This window comes from Methanobacterium congolense (assembly GCF_900095295.1).
GTDB lineage: Archaea > Methanobacteriota > Methanobacteria > Methanobacteriales > Methanobacteriaceae > Methanobacterium_C > Methanobacterium_C congolense.
In genome coordinates this window covers 1892604-1912970 of record NZ_LT607756.1, presented here as the reverse complement: position 1 = coordinate 1912970, position 20367 = coordinate 1892604, and the positions used below count along the sequence as shown (strand labels likewise).

15 protein-coding genes are annotated in these 20367 nt (G+C 39.5%); 5 read left to right on the top strand and 10 right to left on the bottom strand.

Going from position 1 to position 20367, the window contains the following annotated elements; translation table 11 throughout:
- Positions 1-30: 30 nt before the first annotated feature.
- From MCBB_RS09125 to MCBB_RS09105, 5 genes are all read right to left on the bottom strand, one after another.
- Positions 31-1095, bottom strand: coding sequence for a GNAT family N-acetyltransferase (locus tag MCBB_RS09125; protein WP_071907469.1), 1065 nt, complete (start codon positions 1093-1095; stop codon positions 31-33).
- A gap of 110 nt (positions 1096-1205) precedes the next feature.
- The gene (locus tag MCBB_RS09120; protein ID WP_071907468.1) at positions 1206-2303 is read right to left on the bottom strand and encodes a hypothetical protein; all 1098 of its coding nucleotides are present in this window, start codon (positions 2301-2303) and stop codon (positions 1206-1208) included.
- A gap of 344 nt (positions 2304-2647) precedes the next feature.
- Positions 2648-3433 carry a glycosyltransferase family 2 protein gene (locus MCBB_RS09115; RefSeq protein ID WP_071907467.1) on the bottom strand — a complete coding sequence of 262 codons (786 nt, stop codon included), beginning with the start codon at positions 3431-3433 and terminating at the stop codon, positions 2648-2650.
- 199 nt (positions 3434-3632) lie between these two features.
- A complete protein-coding gene (locus MCBB_RS09110) occupies positions 3633-4961 on the bottom strand; it encodes a glycosyltransferase (protein ID WP_084789936.1) in 1329 nt (442 codons plus the stop codon).
- Between the two features lie 19 nt (positions 4962-4980).
- Entirely contained in the window at positions 4981-6411 is a 1431-nt protein-coding gene (locus MCBB_RS09105; RefSeq protein WP_071907466.1) for a flippase, read from the bottom strand.
- A 443-nt stretch (positions 6412-6854) separates the two neighbouring features.
- On the opposite strand from MCBB_RS09105, the gene MCBB_RS09100 reads away from it, so the two are divergent.
- Positions 6855-7919 carry a glycosyltransferase family 2 protein gene (locus MCBB_RS09100; protein WP_071907465.1) on the top strand — a complete coding sequence of 355 codons (1065 nt, stop codon included), beginning with the start codon at positions 6855-6857 and terminating at the stop codon, positions 7917-7919.
- 125 nt (positions 7920-8044) lie between these two features.
- Here MCBB_RS09100 and MCBB_RS09095 read toward each other — a convergent pair whose 3' ends face one another.
- From MCBB_RS09095 to MCBB_RS09080, 4 genes are all read right to left on the bottom strand, one after another.
- Complete coding sequence (locus tag MCBB_RS09095; protein ID WP_071907464.1) at positions 8045-10261, bottom strand: DUF2206 domain-containing protein; 2217 nt, start codon at positions 10259-10261, stop codon at positions 8045-8047.
- Positions 10262-10317: 56 nt separating this feature from the next.
- Positions 10318-11454, bottom strand: a complete 1137-nt coding sequence (locus MCBB_RS09090) for a glycosyltransferase family 4 protein (protein WP_084789934.1) — start codon at positions 11452-11454, stop codon at positions 10318-10320.
- Positions 11455-11637: 183 nt separating this feature from the next.
- Positions 11638-12510: a glycosyltransferase gene (locus MCBB_RS09085; protein WP_071907462.1), complete on the bottom strand. Its 873-nt coding sequence runs from the start codon at positions 12508-12510 to the stop codon at positions 11638-11640.
- A 157-nt stretch (positions 12511-12667) separates the two neighbouring features.
- Positions 12668-13801 (bottom strand): DUF1972 domain-containing protein, encoded by a 1134-nt coding sequence (locus tag MCBB_RS09080; protein WP_071907461.1) that lies wholly within the window; start codon positions 13799-13801, stop codon positions 12668-12670.
- Between the two features lie 260 nt (positions 13802-14061).
- Here MCBB_RS09080 and MCBB_RS09075 point away from each other — a divergent pair, with 260 nt between their 5' ends.
- Together MCBB_RS09075 and MCBB_RS09070 are read left to right on the top strand one after the other, a co-directional pair.
- Entirely contained in the window at positions 14062-14895 is an 834-nt protein-coding gene (locus MCBB_RS09075) for a DUF1616 domain-containing protein (protein WP_071907460.1), read from the top strand.
- A 211-nt stretch (positions 14896-15106) separates the two neighbouring features.
- Complete coding sequence (locus MCBB_RS09070; protein ID WP_071907459.1) at positions 15107-15340, top strand: hypothetical protein; 234 nt, start codon at positions 15107-15109, stop codon at positions 15338-15340.
- Between the two features lie 291 nt (positions 15341-15631).
- Here the strand turns inward: MCBB_RS09070 and MCBB_RS09065 are convergent, their stop codons facing one another.
- Positions 15632-16534 (bottom strand): CPBP family intramembrane glutamic endopeptidase, encoded by a 903-nt coding sequence (locus MCBB_RS09065; protein WP_084789931.1) that lies wholly within the window; start codon positions 16532-16534, stop codon positions 15632-15634.
- A gap of 623 nt (positions 16535-17157) precedes the next feature.
- Between MCBB_RS09065 and MCBB_RS09060 the strand changes: the two genes are divergently transcribed.
- Both MCBB_RS09060 and MCBB_RS09055 read left to right on the top strand, forming a co-directional pair.
- Positions 17158-18648, top strand: coding sequence for an oligosaccharide flippase family protein (locus MCBB_RS09060; protein ID WP_071907458.1), 1491 nt, complete (start codon positions 17158-17160; stop codon positions 18646-18648).
- A gap of 106 nt (positions 18649-18754) precedes the next feature.
- Positions 18755-19846 carry a glycosyltransferase family protein gene (locus MCBB_RS09055; RefSeq protein ID WP_071907457.1) on the top strand — a complete coding sequence of 364 codons (1092 nt, stop codon included), beginning with the start codon at positions 18755-18757 and terminating at the stop codon, positions 19844-19846.
- Positions 19847-20367 lie beyond the last annotated feature (521 nt).

The window sequence follows — 20367 nt, the reverse complement described above, 5'->3', positions numbered from 1 at the left end:
CTCAGGTTTTCAATCGAGTTTTTGGAGATTTTACACTATTTCTTCATTGTATCCATATCTGTACCTGGGAAAACATGTTGTTTCTTCAGGAACTCTTCCATTGAGGTTTATCAGTTCACTGTAGACCTTTTCATTAAATATCAACTTACCAATATAAGATTCCCGTGTTAACTTGGAAAAACGTCTTTTAAATTCAAAGAGGTTATCATTTTTTTTCTTACCTCCCCCCAGATTTAAATATTTAAAGTTTCGTTCCTTAGCCCATTTCATTGTCTCAAATAATGTTAGATGAGATGGGTGTACCTTTTTAGTATCTCTAACTGCTCCTGTAAGGTGGTAATGGATTGAATTATTCCCATAAATGAACATGGTCATTCCAATAATGTTGTTTCCATCTTCTACCGCTACAAACAGGGTGTTTAATAATTTGAAGTGGTCTTCAATGAACTCTGTAGAAAAATAATATTTTTGATTCGCATGGTTCCTGTCCATGGTACCGCAGTAAAGCTTTATAAAATCAGAAAAATCTTTGTCTGAAGGGTTTTCTATAAATCTTACTTTACATCCTTCCTTAATTGAAGTTTTTATATGACGTTTATGTCCCCTTCGAATATCACACCAAATATTGTCCAGTTCTTGTGATAGATCAACCAGTACAACATCGTTCACGTGTTCAATGTTGAAAATTCCTTCAAAAGGTTCCCAGTTCATTAAAATAGGGTCAAATCTTATTAATTCAGATATGTAATGATTTTTTAAAGCATACTCCCTGTAATCTTCAAAGAAGGCTCTGGTTGATTGGGATGCCCTTCTGGTGTTGGGGGTGTTCATGGTTATGAGGGGTCCACCGTAACCGTAGGGACTAGTTAGGTCGTAGCATGAAAAATCTTCACACCTCGTTAATTTGGACACGTCCCTGATGAGATGGGGCCAGAAAACCTTCATGTGTTCATCTTCCCAGAAGATACACTCTGGTTTCACGCCGTAATGATTCTCGTACAGGTTGTAGTACTCATACTTGAAGTACACATCAGGGTTATGGAAGTTTTCCTCCAGGGCTTTGTTCCAAATCTTTCCTTCAGTTATAACTTTCATTTAACTCCCTAAACATCTGTCAATACATTTACAGGGTAAATAACTTGCAGGTTTGACTGCCACGTTCTTCGATCCCCAAATTAGTTTTTGAATTCTATGTTAAACTAAAATCAAACCATCTCAGCCGAGTTCAATATATCCCTAACCTTCGACATTTCTCCAGGCCCATACCGCTGATCTATGGGCACCATCAAAATCCTTTTGCTTAAATGTCTCTCGTAACTGAACTCTTCAGGTATGTATGCCTTTAAATCCCATAGGACTGGTGGATACACATCATTTTCAATGAGCCTTTTTCTCGTAGAATCCCTTTCATTTTCATTTTTAAATTTTAAGGTTAATATGAATGGGCTTTTAATTTTATCCTGGTTAAAAAGAAGTAAATCCCTTTTGAGTATTTCTTTATGCATAAAATTAAGATTTTGCCATCTTCTGTCCGTGATATCTGTCATGGATATATTCTTCAGGATGTAACACGAAGTCAATGGGATGCTCTGGGGTTCAACAGTAGAATCATACTTGTAAGATTCGTATTCCTGATTGAGGTTTAAAAAATGTTCTTTAACCCATTTTGATTTCTCAGCCATATCTGTATCCGTCCCATGTGTATCAGTTTCATTGAGATACAGTTTCCTCAGTAGCATGGCTTCTAACTTTTTTTCATACTTTATTGGAGGAATGTCGCTTGATTTAAAGTTGGGATCGCTGTGATAAACTATCCCTCCATCTGGGATGGGAAATGTCTTCCTGAGGCTGGATATTAAATAAAAATTTTCATGGGTTAGGGAGAATCTTTTTTCATCAAGTATTGAATGGCTCACGTCCAGGATCACCATGTTGTTCCCATCCAATATCTCTCCAATCTCTTTTTCAGAGACTGGTTCTGTACCAAAGTAATCAATTAGATATACCAGAGAATCTTTGATTTTTCCATCCAAAACAGGTTTTAACAGTTCCCTGTGGGGGTAAAATTTAACATCCAGTTCCAGTTCCCTGAATGATTGTAAAATGGAGTCACATAGATAAGCAGGTAAATAACATGTTTTATTCAGGATATCTCCGGTATTTAACAGCACGGCTTTTATGGCCTGTCTGCCGTCTGCAAAGAAATTATAATTATCATAAAGATGAGTTAAGTAATAATAGGCCGATTCTTTTCTTTCAGTATCCTTTAACTCTGGAAATTCAAGAAAACCACCAATTTCCATATTGATCACCAACTTTTATTGAACCTACCTCAAAAACTCACTTCAAAAAATTTCCCTAACCTTCTGTTTCACTTTCTTTCCTTGTTTGATACGTCCATTGGATCTCAACAATCTCTACTGCAGTCCTCCCCTAGATCTTCCCTCACCAATTCAGACATCATAAATTCCATAGTATTTATGTTACACCCAAGTAATAAATTATGTGGAAGGGTATTGTTATGCCGGTCGGTGGCCGTGCACCCAGGAAGCCAGTGGTTGAATGTTCAATTTTTTTTTAATGATTCCAAGTGGATGAATCCCCTTTTCTAACCTTTTTTTCTAACAAACCTTTTTTCTCGTAAATTTCATTCCTTTTCCTGGTTTTTTTCGAGGTAATGGTTTCCAACGATCCTGTTTATGAATCCAATTCTTGCACCTGCTTCCTTCATCTGCCTCCACATCTTAAGGTCAACAGGTTCGATGTACTTCCAGCAGTTGATGTCGTATTTCATGAATTTTAACCTGGAACTGTAGAGCACGGCCATGTGGGAGATGCAGCTGCCTTCAAGTGGGTATGAACCCAGTTCATCCCATTTATCAGGTTCAGTTTCCATGCGGACCTTTCCATAGACCATATCGTAATCGTTGTCCGTGGCAAATTTCAGAAGGGTTTCAATGTGGTCATCAGAAAATTCATCATCGTCATCCAGGGGCGCCAGCCACTCACCAGAGGACAGTTCAATGGCTTTGTTTGCAGGGGCAGTGCCTGCAACCAGCCATCGTTTATGGGGATCCTCGGGATATTTACCCCTTTCAGGAAGGTTGAAGAACTTTATCCTTTCATCCTTGAACTTTTTCAACCTCTCCTCGGTGTCGTTGGTACAGTGGTCGCCAATGATTATCAGTTCGAAGTTCTGGTAAGTTTGTCTCAGTACTGAAGGCACTGCACGTTCTGTTAAAAGCTCAGGGCGATTATATGTTGCTATTAAAACTGAAACAAGAGGATTCTCTGTATTTTTATATTTCAACCGATTTTCTTCCAGAATCTTTTTATTTCTTCTACTCTCCAGATGATTCTTGATTGGATACATGTACCTGATTCTTCGAGCGTACATCTCGGAGTAGAACTTAACATCATCCCAGCTCATCATTTTAATTCTCCATTTACCATCTTTTAAGCATCTCAGTGAATTTTAAACAAAACTGTGGTGTTAAACAAGTAATTATGGTGGTTAAACAAAGTACCGTGGGAATTTGCATTCAAACCTTCTTTTAAGGGGGTTTTGCAGTTCACAGCTAAGCTCATCATGAATATTTTTGTTCTTCGTCAGATAAATGGGTTGTTAAATATCATTTCTGATCATTTATCACATCTTCTAAGATTTTTATTCGCGGAGCTATCTGGTTTTCATAGCTGTAAATCTCTTTTATTCTTAAACATCCTGCTTCACCAATTTCCTGCAGTTTCCCAGGATGTTGATAGTAGTTTTCGATGATCTTCACGATCTCCTGGGCATCGTGGGGGATGATCACCATCTCCTTCCCATCTTCATATTTTCCTGGATGCTCATGCATCTCATCGGTGCAGAAGATTGAAACCTTATGCAAACCTGCATCTGTACAACAACCCGTTGGAAATCCATCAAACGCTCCATCCATCAATTTAAAAGGGATATTTGGGGATAGGATAATGTCCTTGTCCTGGTAAAACTCATGGAACCAGTCAGATAACTGGGGCCCATAAAAATGGATCCTGTCCCTTATCCTGGTAACATCAATCTCTTCTTCATCAAAACCACCAACAACATGGAAATTGATATTAGGGTACTTCGCTGCCAGTTCATGGGCAACCTCTATAAAAACATCGTATCCCTTATCCACACCCCTTTTGGTGTACTTGTGGGACACGAAACATATGTCCAGAACAGTTTTGTCCCTACCAAAGTACTTCTTGTCACGGTATTCCTTCTCCAGCATCTTTAAAGGGGTTACAACACCAAAGATATGCTGGATCTGCTCTGCCTCACATAGGTTGTTGTCCACAAGGTAGTCGTAGGTGACCTGTTGATTCACGATGACCTTCCTGAAGTAAGGTGAAGAAAGGACTTTTTTTAGCTTGTTATCTGAAATTTTGTCATTCAAATAAAAACCTCCGCCTGGATACAGTGTGAACACGAAGGGTATTTTGTACCTCTCTATGATGTCTATGTATGCGTAGATGTTGTTTAAAAACAGTGTGTAAGCTGCCTTTGATTGTGAAATCCTTTCAGGACCTAACATAGTTTTTGGATGTAAAATCGTTTTTGGAACGTAGCTTTCAACTTTACCTTTGAATTGAGGAAATTCTTCCTCGTAGTCTTTGATCACAGTTTCAAGGGGTTTTCCTTCTTTTATATATTCGAGGGCGGATCCTGTGGAGTAAATCTTTATCCTCTCGAAGTGTTCAAGGTAGGAACTGTACTCCTGAAACCTGAAGGCAGATACTGGGTGGGGAAAGAGATCGTCGAAGATGATGATGTCCTGCAAAGTGTTCTCATCATGTTCATTGTTTTCTGATAATTTCCGTACCCTCGACGCCATCTTTTCGATGGTGTTGATGATGATCCTGTCACCATCTTCTATTGCTTTGTAAATTGCTTCGTGGGCTAATTTAATTCTTCCAATTTCCTTAACATACATGTCCGTACCTCAATTCGCACTATTTATTGATAATATTTTTAACGATGGCAATATCTTCCTTGTCGAATCCGTTGACGAGGCACACTACTATGAAATATATCACTGTTCCCAGTAGAATGAGAACGAATAAATTCAGGTCCCTGAAGTAAACAAGGAATACTCCCATGATCATGCTTGCAAAAACTGTTTTAGCCAGATAAGATCTCTCTTTTCTGGTTAATCCATATCCCCTCTCAGAAACCGCCTTCAGGGATAATAAAAAGGCAGAAAGCTGTGTTGCAACGGTAACAACACTAGACCCCACGTAACTGAAGTAGGGTATCAAAATTAAGTTGAGAACAACGTTTAAAACCACGTTGATGGAGGTTATCTTTGTTATAACCATCTGTTTATTGGATGTTTGCAGTAGAAGTGTGAATGCACCGCTCAAGAAACTGATTACAAGTGCCCAGATGAGTATCTGCAGGGCAATTATGGATGGTGCGTAGGCGCCTCCAAAGATGAGGAGGATGATCTTATCTGCCAGCAGGGTTGTCCCAACACCTATTGGAATCCCGATCATCACCATGTACTTGAAATACTTTTCATAAACCAGCCGGAAGTAGTCTTTGGATGTTACGTAGAACTGGGACATCACTGGAAAGAGCACAGTATTGAGAAGGATTGGAATGAATAACATAACTGCTATTATTCTGTAGGACGCGTTGTACCAGCCCACCACTTCTGTGCTGACCATAACAGACAGTATCACTGAATCTGCGAAGTAGTAAATGTTAGAAAGGGCTGTGCTCACTCCAAAGGGCCAGGCTTCATTGAGCGTAGGCTTCCAGAAACTTAAATCAATCTCCAGTTTGGGTAGGGAAAACTTCCAGAGGTAGATGATGATGGCAAGGATCAGAACCAGAAGAGTTGAAACAACGTAAACTGAAGCGAAGTAAACCACATCTAAAGCGTAATATATGCCAACGGCAGTACCAACGGCCATTAAAGCACTGTTTAAAACGTAGTTAACTGATATGTACTCCATTTTTTCGTTTGCCTGAAAAACAGAATTTAAAACCAGGGTAAAGGCGTTAAGCACAGTTGATAATGTGATGAGGTAGATAACCGTGCTCACGAGTTCTGAATATCCTATAATCGTAACTGTTGCAGCAACAAGTCCGAAGGTCAGGATACTCAGAAGAACCTTCAGAATTGAAAGGTTCACCACGTATTTATCTGTAAGGAACTTTTCCCGTGCAACTTCCCTTACCATGAGGGTGCTCAGACCAAGGTCACTGAAAACACCGAATATACCAGTTATGGAAAGTGCAAGGGATATTATACCGAACCCTCCAGCTCCCAGGTACCGGGCAGTGTACATGGTTATGAAGAAGCCCAGTGTGTACGTTATGATCTGGGCTATGAACAAAACACCTACGTTCTTCGCTATCCTCTGAATCGCGGCCATTTCACCCTCCATTATTGGACTTAAGATACAGTATTATTAATGAGTAATATTTATTTATCATTCAAACTTTATATCTTTAACCTAAACCGGTACGTGTCATGGTTTGAACTCCCGGTTAAACTGAAGCACCGGTACTACTGCGCACTGGGAATGGTCCAACTGTGGGTTATTTTACTGTAGGTGGTCTTTACCCATGAACTGCAGAAAATGCTAAACTAATTATAATATTAAATAAATACTATCCTTTAACACCAGTGTCTTTCAGGGAAAACATGGCTGCCTCTGGTTAAAAAATTACAACTTTCATGGATTGTACAGGTTTTCAATGTTTGTATGGATGTCCAAGGTTGTGTAGATTTTCTATGGATTGTGTGGATTTTTAATGGTTGTGTAGGGTTTCCATGGATTGTGTGGAGTTCCAATGATTTGTGCAGGGTGGAAATATGAATCATCCCAGGGTTTCAATAATAATTCTTAACTGGAACGGTTGGAAGGATACTGTTGAAGCTTTGGAATCACTGTATCAGATAGAATATCCAAATTACCAGGTGGTGGTCGTTGACAACCACTCTGAAGATGATTCAATTGAAAGGATACTGGAGTACTGTGATGGCAGTTTAAAGGTTGAATCACCATTTTTTGGGTATGATCCCAATAACAAACCAGTAAATGTACTGGAAATAGAAGAGGAAGAACTTAAAAATTCTGATAAGGGTGAAACGAGTTTTTCGTCCAGTTTAGAGTCTGAAAACAATTTTGGACATGTAAAAAACCATCTCGTGCTGATAAAAAATCGTGAAAATCATGGATTTGCAGGGGGAAACAACGTAGGGATGAGATACGCTTTAAAAAATTTAAACCCTGATTTTTTACTACTTCTGAACAACGACACCGTTGTTGACCCCTCTTTTTTAGATGAACTTTTGAATCAGGTGGGGAATGCAGGTATTGCAGGTTCCAAGATTTACTTCTACCATGACAGGGATTTGATACAGTCTCTGGGCTTTAAAATTAAATGGTCACGTGGAGAAATGGTTTCAGTGGGTTATATGGGCCGGGACGAATCTAAAAGCAGAGACGGATCTAAAGATTATGGTAATGATCTGGATGCTGTTTCAGGATGTTCCATGCTTATCAGAAGGGAGGTTCTGGATGAAATCGGGCTCTTCAATGAAAAATGTTTTCTCTACTATGAAGACACGGATATCTGTCTCAGAGCAAAGAGGGCTGGTTTTAAAATCGTCTGTGCAGATAGATCAAAGCTCTGGCACAAGGATTCAGCAAGCTCCAAAAAAATAAGTGGAACCCGTGAGTACTACTCAGCACGGAACCTATTCCTCTTCATGAGAAAATACGCAGGGAAAAAAGAGTTCTACACATTTTTAATCTACTTCTTCTTCCTCAAATTCTGGTTTACAGCTGCACTTATCCTACTGTACCACAGGGAAACATCTGCCTTTGGTTCTTATGTTAAAGGGATTTCAGATGGTTTAAATGGAAGGTACTGAGGGATGGAAGTCGCTTAATTTTTAATTACTTAACCTTCTAATCAATTATTTTTAACCAATTATACCCAGTCACACATTTTCCAATCCGATTATTTTAAGTAATTAAATCAGCAACGTTTTTCCAGTCACTTGTAGATGGTGGCCTTTCCATTGTCGTAGATCCTGTTCTTGCTGCCGATCCATGGATTCAAGCTCACATACTCTCCGCCTGAAAATCGTCCGCCGTTGATGAGTGCAGTTCCTGTGTCAGTGTTCACGGTACCAAGGTAAATGTAGTTTCCACCGATCCAGGTCACGTTCTTTGGGAAATCATCAACCTTGTCCCAGTCAAAGGCACCCATTATAGGCATGCGGTACATGTCCCCAAAGCTCTGTAAACCAGCCAGCTTGTGGGAAGCCAGCCACCTGGCACCTACAAGTTCCCCCTGATTTGCCCGTGGGAAATCAGCCACACTGCTGTCCAGGCCCATGGATGTTTCCTCACCGATGATGGATCCAACCATACCCACGTTGAACACGTAAAAAACAACAAGACACACTGATAAAAGTTTCAGGGCCTTGGTTTTTCCTATCCTGAAGAGGCCGAAGAATTTAACACCTCCAATAATCACGAAGGGAGATAGTATCAGGAGTGTTATATGGTACAGACGATTCGCGGTTAAAATGGAGCTGAAGTAGGGGACAACAATTGCCAGTATCCACAGAACAAAGTTTATTATTGATAGAATTAGATATTCTGGAATAAAATGTACTGATTTTCCTTTTTTGCCCATGTACAATGAGTAGAATAAACCCAGGGAAATGAAAAAGGTTGCAAGGAGGTTAAAGGCAGTGACGATTTTGAGTGTGATGTAGGTTTGTGAGCCTGTCAGTGCAATGTTCATTGCCTCTGAACCGCCAATATCCAAAAATTCAGAGACGAGGTTGTTGTATATGCTGGCAGCTACAGCAACCAGGTCGATGTAGGTTGTTCCCCTGGAAACGAAGATGTACCATGAGAGTATGAAAACCACAACCAGCACAACGTATGAAATGTTTATGGACACATGGGATGGAGTTTCCAGTTTTGGCAGGGCTAGAACACTGCCCACTTTTTTAAGTCCCACATCTTTAAGTTTTTGATGGAAAGCCCTTATTTTACCGGTTTTAATCAGTTTGTGGAAGATGGCTGTACAGAGAATAATAAATGCAAAGTAGTAAGCCATTGAATAATGGGAAAAGGTTATTCCAACCAGGAAAAGTACTAAAAGGAAATATTTTCGTGTTTCATCTAATTTAGAGTCCATTAGTAACAGTATGGATAGTACAAAAAAGATCTCCCCGATTTCCTGTCTCAGGAGCTGGGGCATTTCAGCGTAGAAGGATATTATGGATACCATGAAGAAACATGCAAGAAATGAATTCTTTGAACACACGTATTTCCTGAAGAGCTCGTAGAGGGTCAGGGGTACCAGTGCAAAGAGGAATGGGTAAATGGCCTTGAAAACGTAGGCCAGGCTCACGTTACAGAACTTCTGATAGATGGTTGGCAGGATGGTGATGCTCATTAAAGCGTTGAGTTCGTAGCTCAGATTGGGGGTCCAGTACAGGTTTTTCAGGGTTATGGTTGAAACGTAGTACTCGTAAAAAGCATCCCTACCATAGATGAAGTTTGAAATCAGGGATATGTGGAAGAGTAGAGACAGTGAAACAACGAAAACTGCCAGGGGGTAAGATTTTTCCGACATCTTATCAAAGGCTGCCAGGAGTGGCACAACTGCAATGAGGGAAAGGGTTAGAAATATCAGGGTGTTGTTCCCGTAAACGTTGATCATGTAGGTTCCCAGGATCGTGAGAAATGGGAGGGCAACCAGAATGATGTTGGTCAGGTTGAGGTACTCCTTCAGATCCACAGAGTAAAAATTATCAGGGTCCCCCCTAACGTAGGCCAGTGCCGATAAGATCGCAACCAGGATGGTCATGACCGTGAGGATGTATATCACTGAAAGGGGCTTTGAAATTCCAATTAAAAGAAGGAAATAATTGGTTACCAGACCAACGCTCATAACAACGACTAAACTGCTTCCAACGGAGTAGATCAGCCTTTCAACCCCATTCAAATTATCGAATCTCAGTACCCTCAGTAGAAGAACGCCCGGTACAAAGGTCAGGTAGATGAAGGGTAAGATTTGGCTTAAAAATGGCACGTTAAATCCGGATAATGATTGAATGCCGTAGAGTCCCCAGATGGAAACTTGCAGGCACATTATAATAAAGAGCAACCTTCTGATGTTCCAGGAGATGACCAGGGACTCGCCTGTGGTCTTAGATCCATCTGCCACAGGATCTCTGCTCAGGTTCATTGGGACTCACCCACAGTAGAGTTACTCATATTCATTGTTACTCACCCACCCTAGAATCAATCAGGTTCATTGGGACTCACCACAACTCTGTATTCTCTTTCATACTTTTTAACTATTTCGTCCCAAGTCTGTATCTTCTGGGTCAGTGGGCCAACCTCAACACCATCCTCATGGATCTGCAGTACAAGGTCTGCAACTTCTCCAGGGTTCGGCGGGTAGTTAACTCCAAAACATCCAGGTTCATCCAAAAATTCATTCAAAGCTGTTCTTTTAGTTACTATAACCGGGGTTTTACTGGCAAGAGCTTCTGAAACAACGATTCCATAGTTTTCAGATTGTGAGAGCAGTAAAAGTACGTCTGAACTTTGGTAGATTTCTCTCAACCTTTCAGACTGTGAAGCTGGAACGAATCCCTCCCAACGGATGAACTGGCTCACCTTCAAGGTTTGTGCAAGCTTTTTAAGCTCACCCTCGTAGGGCCCTTCACCAACGATGGTCAGGAAGGCGTCAACCTTCTTCATGTAAACCAGATCATGGAGGGCTTCAATGATCCACTGGATCCCCTTCAACTCAAGGAGGTAACCAACGTAGAGCAGGTTTATATTTCCATTTTTTTCCTTAACCTTCTCAGTGTTTATGTAATCAACACCGTGGGGAATGACCTTTATATTCTTTTCAGCTACCTTGAAGAGCTTCATCAAGTTATCGGACTCGAATCTGGAAGCTGTGATGATAATTTCACTGTTTTCCACCACGTTCTTACCAAGGGATCTGTTGTAGATTCCCCAGAGGTGTTTGCCTGCAAAACTGCTTCTGCTGAACACTCCAAAATGAGGTGAAAAAACTATTGGAACTTGAGGGTTCAGCTTCTTAATAAGGTAAGCTACCTCTGGGGAAAATAAGGTATGGTATCCATGAACATGAATCACATCAGGGTTCAATTCACTGAAATGCTTCTTGAGGTAGGAGTAGATCTCCGGGCTGAATCCGTAGAGGTGATCAGCCACCCTGGACTTGATGCGTATTATACGAAATCCTTCATAGGTTTCTTTATGAGAAAGTCCATTGGGATTCCCCTGGAGCACTGTTACATCATGGTCCATCTTAGAAAGGTTTTTGGCCATTTCCACTACTGTCCTGTGGACTCCTCCAGGGGAGGTTATCTCTGAGTAATGGATCATTAAAATCTTCATAGTTGATTCCCTTTAGTCTAAGCCAATTCCTTTCAATCTAAGTAAGCCAATTCATTTTAATCTAAGTAATCCAATTCCTTTCAATCTAAGTAATCTTCTTTAGTTGAGTAAATTCCTTTTGCCTAGTCAATCCTTCAGTCGTACCAATCCATTTCTAATCCAATCCAGTTAACTCCCTTCAATCTACGCCACGTTCTTGGTCTTGGTTGTGAACTTGTAGTAAACAACTCCAGTGGCTGTAGATGTGTAAACTGCAAACAGGTAAACCATCAAACCAAAAAATAGTGCTAAATTATCTTTAAAAGCAGTTTCAAAGGCTTTTATCAGGTAGGTTCTGCCTGCAGGTGAGAACTGGTTTTTTTTCTCCTTCTGATTCTCTAAAAACTGCATGAGGGCCGTGCCGTACCTGAAGTTCTTCCGGATTATGTCTTTAATCCTTTTTGGTTCTCCAAGATGTTTTTCCCTGGATTTTATGAGGGCGAAGTGGAAATCACTCTCTGCGAGTTTGTTGTAGAGGGCGTAGTCTTCCCCTGCAGTGGATATGTCTTCATCAAATCCTCCAACAGTGTCAAGAACGTCCTTCCTCAGGAATCGGGCCCCCAGAACATTTTTATCGTACTTGATGGATCCAACACAGTTGGGGTTTTCCACGTAGCTCTCCTTTTCGATTCTCCTGACCTTGGCCCAGAAGCTTATGGATTCATCTGGAAGCCAAAAAACACATGCACCGTCGTATCCTTCAAATTCACACTTTTCAACGCACTCCCCAACTATGTCCTGTGGGAGTATGACATCTGAATCTATTCTGTAGATGTACTTGCCCCTAGAATTTGAAATGCCCACGTTGGTCTGCTTGGTCATACTTGCAACATTTGCATCAATGACCTTCGCCCCCATATCCTCGGATATTTCAACGGTTTTATCATGAGACCCACCATCCACAACTGTTACTTCGATGTTCCCATAGTTCTGATTCATGACACTCTTCAAACATTTTTTCAAGGTTTTTTCAGAGTTCAGCACAGGTACAACAATTGAAACCAGGGGTTTTTCCATTTTAAGCACTCCTTTTCATTCCAGCAATTCCCATGAAGTTCATTCCAACGGGGTTCATTCTAACGGGGTTCATTTTAACACTCCTAAGATGTCCATTTCAGCACACAAAATCTATTTCAAACAAATCCTTACAGGGTTCATTTAATCACTTTCCAGTTCATACGCTTCTTATGAGGGTTTCGTAGTCTTCAACAATACCTTCCCAGGAGTAATCATTCAGAATTCTTTCACGGGCCTTATCCCTCAGGTCGAAGAAGTCTTCACGGTCTGCATCAACCATCTCCATTTTACTGGCCAGATCCTCTGAATCGTTGAAGTAGAGTGCAGAGTCCCTGCAGACCTCCCTGTTGAATTCGTTGTTGTGGGCTATGATCACGGTTTTCATCTTCATTATCTCCACCAGTGAGGGGTTGGTTCCTCCCACACTGTGTCCGTGGAGGTAAGCAAAGCAGTTGCACCTTAACATGTTCAGAAGTTCCCTGTTGTAGATTCCACCAGTGAATATCACCTTCTTATCAGGGCCTTCATCTAGGATCCTCTTGACGTATGCCTCGTACACAGGGGATGCGAAGTTTCCAACAACAACCAGGGGCATATCAATGCTGCTCTGGAGGTAGCCCCGGATTATGGTGTGTATGTTGTTTTCAGGTTCCAGCCGTGCAACCATAAGCCAGTAATGGGGATTGAGGGTTATCTTACCCCTCAGGTCTCCTGTGAATTTGTCATCGTCCCAGGCTATTGGTTTAACATCAAGAGCTCCGTAGGGGATGAATTCAGATTCAATTCCGTACTTGGAGTCCAGGTACTTCTTGATCTCGTTTGAATCCACCACCATCCTGTCGGCCCAGAACACAGCCAGTTTCTCGGACACCTTGAGAAGCCCCCTTATTGCAGGGTTGAATTTTGGTCGTTTCCATTCCATGCCGTCAGGATTGACCCACAACTGTTTTCTGAAGAGTTTTGGTATAAAAAAGAACATCGCAGCGCTGTAGCCCAGCATGTAAACTATGTCCGCAGATCTTGCGGCCTTGAAAAGAGAGTAAATATCGTACAAAAATTCATAAACTATGCGTGCAAGAAAAAAATTTGGAGGTCTCAACGGACAGTAGAATAGTTCAACACCCTTGAAGGACGGTGGAAAATTGTCATCGCATGGTCTTTCACAGCTCACACAAACTTCATACCCCTTGGAAACAAGAAAAGTGCTCAGAATCTCTGCAAATTTCTCAAACCCGCCATAGTTATTTGGAATTCCTCTACTACCAATTATAGCTATCTTTTTGCCTACCATACCAATCACCAAACCATGCTTATTGAAAGGATCATTCTCATCGTTACTCCACACAAATCGATACTTCCTGGTTCAGTGTTCCAATTATCACAGATCATATAAAGTAACGACAAAGTGTGGTGACTCTTGTCACATCACAATTATATTTTAGTACATCATCCCATATAAATAATATCATGAAGGTTTTAAAACCAGGAAATGGAACAAATTCTCGTTGATTCTTGGGGGTAGATAATGATGGTTAGAAAGGAGGCGGTTAAATGGACAATAAACAGTACTTGGATATAATATTCATGGGATTATTAACGATTTTAACGGTTGTATTCATTGAAATGCCCGTTTTCATAATTCATAACATTCTGGGATTTATCCTCGTGACATTCATACCTGGGTACTGTCTGTTGTCTGCCCTCTTCCCTGGGAAAAATAAGCTTGGAGGTGTTGAACGCGCATCTTTGAGCATTGCTTTGAGCCTGATTGTCGCAGCCCTCACAGTCCTTGCACTGAAGTACACATCAGGGGTCAGCTGGACGTCCACGCTCCTGGCACTTTCAGGGATTTCAATGGTCCTGGTTGTGCTGGCATTCCTGAGGCGATGGGAAACAGATGAAAGCGAGATCTTCTACCCAAAATTCTCCATTAAGCCTTTTTCAGACTATTTGAAGGGCAGGTCCTCCGAATACAAAACCTTGGTGGCTGTCACGGCTGCCGTTCTGGTTATCGTAGTTTCAGCAACGGTTTACGTTGCCCTGGTTCCCCAGGATGAAGAGGGGTTCACGGAGTTCTACATCACCGGACCCCAGGCCATGGCAGCAGACTACCCGAGCAACCTGACGGTTGGTGAAAATGGTAACGTTACTTTGGGTATCGTGAACCACGAGCATGGGAGTGTGAACTACGAGGTGGTTGTTAAGTCCAACAACAGAACCCTGGACCAGTGGAACGTGACCGTGGCCAAGGGTGCCAAACTGGAGATACCCTACCAGTTCACAGGGACATCTGCAGGTAAAAAAGAGATAAGGTTCCTCCTCTACAGGCTGCCTGATGAGGAGAAGGTTTACAGGTCACTGTACCTCAACGTGGGCTTTGAATGAAGGTAATTTCTTGGCTTGCAGATGGAAAAGCCCACTTAAACTTGGAAGGTTCGATTGAAAACCTTAATGTAAGCATGTGGAGATGTAATGGGAAGGAGGGTGATCTTTAAGGGTTGGAACTACCTTCGAGTAAATCCCATGATCCCTGCAGATTTCATTGTGTGCAAGGTGTCACATACCATTATATAATGGCAACAATAGAAGATATTGTATGATAAATCCAGTGACTGTGTTCCCAAAGGGGATCAGCACGGTCCAGGTCATGGACTTCACAACCTTCTGCATGGGACTTTTGATAGTCCTGCTCATGTTCGTTGTGGTGTGCTCAAAGATTGAAAACCAGCATGTTCAGTACATGGTTAAGGGGTCCTACATTGCCATACTCCCGTTCCTGCTCATGTTCCTGGTTCTGGCGGCTTACCAGGCGATGATAGCACCTGTTTAATGAGATCATGAAAAAATGAGTTTTATTTAATTGATTAAACTTTATTTAATTGATATAATCTTCTTTTAATTTATATAAGCTTTTTTAAGTTATATAAACCAGTTTTAAGTGTAAAAATACTTTTTAAGTTATATAATCAACTTTTTAATTGTCTGATCAGTTTTTTAACTATACCATCATCTTTTTTTTGAGATATAATCAGTTTTTTCATGATAGTTGGTTTTTTTAAAATAGGATCAACAAGAATAGATCAACTTTAAGGGCAGGTCAACCTTTTTTTGGATCAGCCATTCATCCCAGAAGGAACGGCAGTATCAGGAGCAGGAAGGTGTTTGCAATTCCGTGGGAGAAGATCACACCGTATATACTCCGGGTTTTCTGGAATGCGTAACCGTAGAACAGGGCAACTGCGAAGATAAATATCATGTCTGGGATGGATTTCCAGATAAGGTGCATGGCGGTGAATACAATGGATGCAAAGAGCAGCCCGTAGGCATTTCCAAAGACTTTCTCAGCATTTCCCTGGATTATTCCCCTGAAGAGAAGTTCCTCTGCAATTCCTGTGGATATGATGAGTATTGAACCTCCTATGAGAACCCATTTCAGTGTGAAGTGGGGTATGAGAGGGTCTGGTTTGAGTATCATGTACTCCAACCCTCCCAGGAGAACCCCGCTCAGGGCTATCAGGATCTGGACCTTGGGGTCTCCCAGCTTTAGCCCAATGTCTTCAGGTTTCAGTTCCTGAACCTTTATTATGGCGTAGGATGCCCCGAGGATGAAAACAGCCACTGCCAGGAACCACGTAAGGGACCCCACAACTTTGATGGGCATGGAGAGTCCCACCATCCCCAGTATGGGCAGTGCCATCATGGACATGAGGAGGTATGCGAACTTCTCATCCTGGAGGGATGCCGAGTGGAAGAGCATTACCAGGAATATGCCTGTGTACATGACGAATCCAAGTTCCAGGTTGTGGCTGGCAGTTACCACCTGTGCAACCACCAGTGCCAAGAGGTAGATCAGCACAATGACCATGTTGTCACCGAAGGAGGGGAAACTGGATCTTTCCATTTGGATGGTCTGAATGTGCTTACCAGCTCTAGATTCAGTTTTAAATCTTTGAAAAATAGTTTCTGCTTTTTTGTATGAAGTTTTTTTTGTTTCAAGCAGTTTGGATGCTTCAGGTTCTTCCATGGATTCACCTTGAAGTTTTTATTAATACCAATTATTATGTAGTTATATCTTGGGAGGAAATAATAAATCTTGCTATTTGTGTTCTACTGGTGATGAATGATAGGATCATGATCCAATCTACTTGGAAGTTTGTTATCATGAACTTAGAATGAATAATTTAAGTTTCGTTTTTTGGATTTTAAGGATTAATCTTTCAAATTCCTTAAAACTGGATTTATAGCATATAAGATTATTTTCATGGTCATGGATCATTCCCTTAATCTTAATTATTCTCTCACATCAAAATAGCAAATGCAACTCTAAATGCTGCGCTATGAACAAAACCTGAACCAATAAAATACATTGGGTACAAATATGAATATTTGCTCAATGTGGCAATAATGATATATAAAGACGATTTTGTTCATGAAGAACAATTTTGAGGGATGAAGGTAGAATTTTCAGCTGGAGTTAATGTTGTAAACTGATTTTTAAGTTTATTTTATTTCTGAAATCGGAGTATCATTCAAAATGTTTATATGGCGATAAAATAAAGTTTTGATGTAGATAAATAAATAACAACTATTTAAACATCGCGCTTTTGTGTTATTACTTTGTTTTAAAAGCTTTTTGCACTGATTACTATGAGTAAGCTAAAGATTCCCTTCAAGAGTTTGATAAGAAACGCTGCAGGCGATGACAGGGAAAGTTTGAAGGGAAAGCTTATTTATGGTATTTTCTGGAACTTGATCAGTGCCTTGGCTTCTCAGGGTTTTCCAATGATCGCAGCCATAATAGCTGCTCGCCTTTTGGGTAAATTTGGCTACGGTCAACTGGGAATGATAAACAGTACTGTGATCTTATTTTCAACGTTTGCAGGTTTGGGTCTGGGAATAACAGCCACGAAGTACATAGCACAGCTACACCAGACAGACCCAGAACGAACTGGACGCATCATGGGCCTCACAAATCTCTTCGGGCTAGCATCTGGAGTTGTGATGTGCATCATACTTTTCGTTATGGCACCCTGGCTTGCAGCAAACACGCTAGCCGCACCAGATCTGGCACCTGCACTAAGAATTGCATCCTTACTTCTTATCTTCAACACGTTGGTGGGAATCCAGTCTGGGTCCATTGCGGGTTTTGGGGCCTTCAAGGACCTTGCAAGGATAGCCATATTCCAGGGAATAATATCTGCATCACTAACAATCACGGGAGTTTATTTCTTCGGATTAACAGGTGCAGTAACTGCAATGGTCATAAACAGCATAATAAATTTCATTCTTTACAAAAGAACCATCAACAACCTTGTTAAAAGGTTTAAAATCAGTATTAATTACATGAAATCATGGAGAGAAAGAGATGTTATCTGGAAGTTATCATTGCCTTCCATGCTATCTAGTGTGATGGTGGGGCCAGTTGTATGGATTGCAAATGTAATCATAATAAACACTCCTGGTGGTTATGGGCAGTTAGGGTTGTTCAATGCTGCAGACCAATGGAGAACTGCACTCGCATTTTTACCTGGAGTAATCGGAACAGTTTTACTTCCGATGCTGGCTGCAAATAACGAAGAAAATGAGAACATTGAAAAACTTAATGTCTTAATCAGTTGGATTGTAGTAATTATTATAGCTTTACCTTTAATATCATTTCCAGAAATAATAAGTGTATTATATGGTAATAATTACTATTCAACAGGTTTTATTGAAGTTCTTGCACTTATGATATTTGTAAGTTGTATAACTTCTTATAGGGAAGGCATATCACGTAAATTAGTTGTTAAAAACTTGATGTGGTGGGGCGTTTTAGATAACGTATTATGGGCATTTTTTTTAATAGGATCTGTGATGTTACTTAAAAATTTAGGGGCTTTAGGCTTATCTTTAAGTTATATAATAGCTTACGCCCTTAACACCTTGCTTTTCGTACCGTTTTACCTTTGGAAAGAAGTTGTACCTAGAGATATGATAATTTCAAAAGAAATTTTTTTATTGTGGGCAATTTTAGTAGTTCAAACCATTTTAACACTATTAAACATATCTAATCTTATTAAATTTATTTCATTGACAGTTTCATTTATTGTTATTATATTAATTTTCCAATACAAATGGAATTTTGGAAATTTTAATTAAAGAAAACTTGATATGGTTTATATTACAGGATTGAAAGTTTATAAGAAAATACTGAAAAAAAGAGTTATTATGTTGTCAAACTAAAAATAATAATTATGTGAGAGATATGGTTGAAAAAATATTATATTTAATGCATGTGGACTGGGACTGGATCAAACAACGCCCACATTTTATAGCGGAGAGTTTATCCCATTTTTATGAATTAGAAGTGGTATGTCAAAGGTCATTGCGCAGATCTAAAGATTTAACTAAAAAGGACAATGTTGTGCATGTAACGCCTATGTTTAATATACCTTTCTACAACACAAAACTTCTTTATCCAGTGAATAAATTCTACGGAAAAATTTATATTAATTATTTGTTGAAAAAATATGATCCTGATTATATATGGATTACATTTCCGTTATTATATGATTATGTACCTTCAAATAGTAAGTATAAAATAATTTATGATTGTATGGATAATGCTGCAGCTTTTGATTTAAATGAAAATTTAAAATTAAAAGTTTTAGAACTTGAAAAAAGTTTAATAAAAGAAGCATATCTGATTTTTGTATCTGCTAACAACTTGGCTACAAATTTGAATAAAATTCATGAGTGTAAAAATAAAATGTTCTTAATTAGAAACGCCTTTGGAGGTCAAATATTAGAAACAAAAGAGTATGATGGTATTGTAAATAAAAAAACTTATAAAATAGGTTATATTGGAGGAGTACATTCTTGGTTTGACTTTGAAACAGTGGAATATACATTAAAAAAAATCAAAAATATAGAATACCACATAATTGGGCCGGTTAGTGAAGATATAATAAAATCCCATCATCATAAAAGAATAAAATTCTATGGATCAATTAAGCATTGTGATTTGTATTCCTATGTCCATGATTTTGATTGTATGATTATGCCTTTTAAGATAACTGATTTGATTTTATCTGTAGATCCCGTAAAAATTTATGAATACATAAATTACAACAAACCTATAATTTCAGTATTTTACGATGAACTTAATCGTTTTTCACCGTACGTCTACTTTTATTCAACAAAAGAAGAAGTAACACAAATTTTACAGACAATGGTTAAAAATGGATTTGAAAAAAAATATTCAAACACTCAAAGGATTAAATTTCTAAAAGATAACTCCTGGAATACGAGAATATCAGAAATCAATGAGCATTTAAATATTATGCGCTCGAAATAATCGTTTTTTAATAATATCATTAATTTAAACATTTTAGTTAAAATATGAGTGTAATAAAAAATTTATTTGTATTAACTTTTTAATCCAAACGAAGATTTCAAAGTAAATTTATGATTGGTAATATACTCCTAGAAACTTCCAACAATTGCCTGATAATTAAAGAAGTGTTATCGGAAAATTTGCTCAAAATATTCCTTAGAGGATACAGTGTTACAAAATATCCTTTTGGAGAATTTATTAAACGTATTCTTAAATTTTGGGCATAAGGAGACATACTCATGGAAATGATGTTGGATAAGTGTTAATATAATTATTTTGCCACGAGTTCAAATTGGGACGGAGCAGTAATTGGCCATGTTGGTTGTTAAAAGAATGTCAGTGATTATTAGATAGTATGTAGGAAATCATGCAAACACATTAAATATTTACTGAAGACCAAATCATGTCCTTGAAAGAATAAGGTGGTGGAATTGTCCATTGAAAAGTAAGTTTGTAAAACATTTACAGTCCCCTAATATTGA

What these genes read in the sequence shown, in the direction of transcription:
- MCBB_RS09115 (WP_071907467.1), bottom strand. Translation starts at nt 3,433, where the DNA reads ATGATGAGCTGGGATGATGTTAAGTTCTACTCCGAGATGTACGCTCGA.
- MCBB_RS09120 (WP_071907468.1), bottom strand. Translation starts at nt 2,303, where the DNA reads ATGGAAATTGGTGGTTTTCTTGAATTTCCAGAGTTAAAGGATACTGAA.
- MCBB_RS09055 (WP_071907457.1), top strand. Translation starts at nt 18,755, where the DNA reads ATGGTTGAAAAAATATTATATTTAATGCATGTGGACTGGGACTGGATC.
- MCBB_RS09080 (WP_071907461.1), bottom strand. Translation starts at nt 13,801, where the DNA reads ATGGTAGGCAAAAAGATAGCTATAATTGGTAGTAGAGGAATTCCAAAT.
- MCBB_RS09075 (WP_071907460.1), top strand. Translation starts at nt 14,062, where the DNA reads ATGGACAATAAACAGTACTTGGATATAATATTCATGGGATTATTAACG.
- MCBB_RS09105 (WP_071907466.1), bottom strand. Translation starts at nt 6,411, where the DNA reads ATGGCCGCGATTCAGAGGATAGCGAAGAACGTAGGTGTTTTGTTCATA.
- MCBB_RS09100 (WP_071907465.1), top strand. Translation starts at nt 6,855, where the DNA reads ATGAATCATCCCAGGGTTTCAATAATAATTCTTAACTGGAACGGTTGG.
- MCBB_RS09090 (WP_084789934.1), bottom strand. Translation starts at nt 11,454, where the DNA reads ATGAAGATTTTAATGATCCATTACTCAGAGATAACCTCCCCTGGAGGA.
- MCBB_RS09065 (WP_084789931.1), bottom strand. Translation starts at nt 16,534, where the DNA reads ATGGAAGAACCTGAAGCATCCAAACTGCTTGAAACAAAAAAAACTTCA.
- MCBB_RS09085 (WP_071907462.1), bottom strand. Translation starts at nt 12,510, where the DNA reads ATGGAAAAACCCCTGGTTTCAATTGTTGTACCTGTGCTGAACTCTGAA.
- MCBB_RS09110 (WP_084789936.1), bottom strand. Translation starts at nt 4,961, where the DNA reads ATGTATGTTAAGGAAATTGGAAGAATTAAATTAGCCCACGAAGCAATT.
- MCBB_RS09125 (WP_071907469.1), bottom strand. Translation starts at nt 1,095, where the DNA reads ATGAAAGTTATAACTGAAGGAAAGATTTGGAACAAAGCCCTGGAGGAA.
- MCBB_RS09060 (WP_071907458.1), top strand. Translation starts at nt 17,158, where the DNA reads ATGAGTAAGCTAAAGATTCCCTTCAAGAGTTTGATAAGAAACGCTGCA.
- MCBB_RS09070 (WP_071907459.1), top strand. Translation starts at nt 15,107, where the DNA reads ATGATAAATCCAGTGACTGTGTTCCCAAAGGGGATCAGCACGGTCCAG.
- MCBB_RS09095 (WP_071907464.1), bottom strand. Translation starts at nt 10,261, where the DNA reads ATGAACCTGAGCAGAGATCCTGTGGCAGATGGATCTAAGACCACAGGC.